At 52.7% G+C, this 2,348-nt stretch carries 1 protein-coding gene; it reads right to left on the minus strand.

The window, feature by feature from the left end:
- Positions 1-164 precede the first annotated feature (164 nt).
- Positions 165-2,348, minus strand: a 2,184-nt coding sequence (locus tag ACXJMY_RS37790) for a hypothetical protein (protein ID WP_456624433.1), incomplete at its 5' end; no start/stop codon positions are given.

Consider the following 2,348-nt stretch of genomic DNA (forward strand, 5'->3'; position numbering starts at 1 on the left):
ATTTAAATTTGGCCTGTTATTGTTGGATACGTCACGGTCCGAACGTTCTTTGCCGCCGTTTAGTAGCCTCAAAAGCAAATGTTGTTCGTGCGCGCTGAGTCGCAATAGCGCAGAAGCTCCAGAGAGAATTGACGCCAACTTGACGTCTCTAATCCACCGGATGCTTAAGTGGAGCTCTGCAGCCCAAGCCGTTGTCGTGATTTGCGGCGAAGATTTATGACGCTGTGCCGCGCTCCGGTGTGCTTCAGATTCAGGCCCATTCGAAAAAGCTCTGGCACTTCGTACGGCGGCGCTTCGCCAAACAAGATTCCGTGCCGGCGGAGGAGTGTGATGTCGCCACTCTTGAGATTTAGCGACTTGATAGCGGCTTCGTCGATCGGAGCGCGAACGTCCTTCTTGCTGAATTTCTGAAAAACCGCTTTGAGATCACGAATTTCTTCAACCGTTTCCCTAACCTTTGCAATGCTGGTCGGCTTAATTGCGCTCTTTAGTGCGCGAGGAACAAGAAGCCGGTTGCTGTACTGCGTATCCTCCGCGTCTGTGGGTTTATGGCTAGCGGCATCGGCTAAAAATCGCACAAGATCACGTGCAACCAAGCGTCCCTGCAAGTCCGAGAGGGCAGCGAGCACCCACGGTGCGGTGTACGCTTCGGCCGTTCGTTTACCTGGGCGATCATCCGGCCCCAATTTCCGTCCCCATAACGGCTCAAGCTCTTTCTCGCGCTCGGCTTGGGTAAGCTGCCGAAAATTTTCATTCCAGATTGCTAGACTACCAGCTTGAGTAGCAATCCAAGCAGCAAGTTCAAGTACATCGCTATCGCTCCAAGACAGCTCAAAGTCTCTGTAGGTGATTCTGAACTGAGCGCGATTCTGGGTAACTGCCGCATCAACGCTGTCTCGGCGCGAAAACACGATGAGTCCAATAGGTCGCCCCGGCTCGCCCTTCAATCTCTGCGGAAGATCAACAAGCAATCCTCTCAGATTTTTCGGCATGTGACCCGCAAACGGATCATTGTACAGTTCCTCAATGCCTTCAATGATAGCTAGAACGTGCTCCTTTCTCTTTCGGAGCCGCTCTATAAATTGTTCGCCAGCCTTTGGAGTGCCGACCTCGAAGCCTGCACTCCAAGCGATCGCATCGAGCCAAATCCCCGCGTAGTCGTCCTCTTTTGGATTGGCCAGCCTCTTGAGGAGAATGCTTCTTGTTTGATCGACCCGCTGAGGATTCTTGAGCTTGAGCTGAGCTGTCGCTATTAGGCGTTGGTTATCAATCTCGGACTGAAATTGACCGCTAGTCTGGATTGAACCAAGCACGGGAAGAATAGGCGCATCAACCGCAGATGTCTCTTGAGATAAGGAGGAGACGACCGCTGCCCAAGACGCCTTTTTCAGCAAAAATCTAGCAGTGAGAGTTTTGCCAGTACCTTTGGCGCCCTCACTAACGATAATCGGAAGCTGGCTCGTAAATTGTCGAGAGAGGGCCCGCAGCGGGCCTGTGACCAGCGGTGTATCGACCGCACGATCAGCCGTTTCAGCAGCAACAAACTGGGTTGCAAACTCTGATAGCTTCTTTCTTCTCCCCTCCTGGTCAATCACCTTTGGTTCAGGTGGCGGAAGATCAAGTGTCGTGTTTGGTTGGTAACCAACATCTTGTTCAAGCCAACTATTGAGTTCGGCCTCTAACCGGCGAGAAAAGCCAGATGCAGATAATTGGTCAGAAAAGCCAGTCCACCCTATCGATGTGACCTGCAAATCAGATATCTCGGGAATCTTTAGCAAGCTCCACGGGGCTAACTCGACATCATTGTCAAAAATCGTTTCGTCCGAGCCAACTTCGTCCCCGTAGCCCCGCAGCACATCTGCAGTCATGCGATCGAGCGTCGGTCGCAAAAGAGCTTCATCCGCGCCCGTTTCTCTTAGAACGCTCGGAACTCGGTTGACGACTAATAGCGGCTTTGGAAAAATAGCTCGATGACGTCGTAATTCGCGAGCTACAAATCTGATGAGAGCCGCAGTTGCTTCCAATGATTGGCCCGACAACGAAGTAGTAAAGATCCGAGCCACCGCTGGATCGAGCACGAATTGTGCAGCGAGAGGTACTAGGCCGGCCCGAAGGTCCACGACGACACCGCCGCAACCACTTGCTGCGGCCAAGCGTCCGAGCAGTTCTGAAAGAGCAAATGGATGGCTGGAAGTGGAAAGATGCTCCGCTCGAAGCGACGAGCTTGCTAGTTCGTCGAGGTCGCGACGTAACGGAAGTACAACAATTCCGTCGTCAAGCTTGTGATCAGCCAAACGGGCCGCGGCAAATTCTATCGTCTTCGCGTACCCCTCACTTTCATCAGAATG

Source organism: Bradyrhizobium sp. P5_C12, assembly GCF_054049735.1.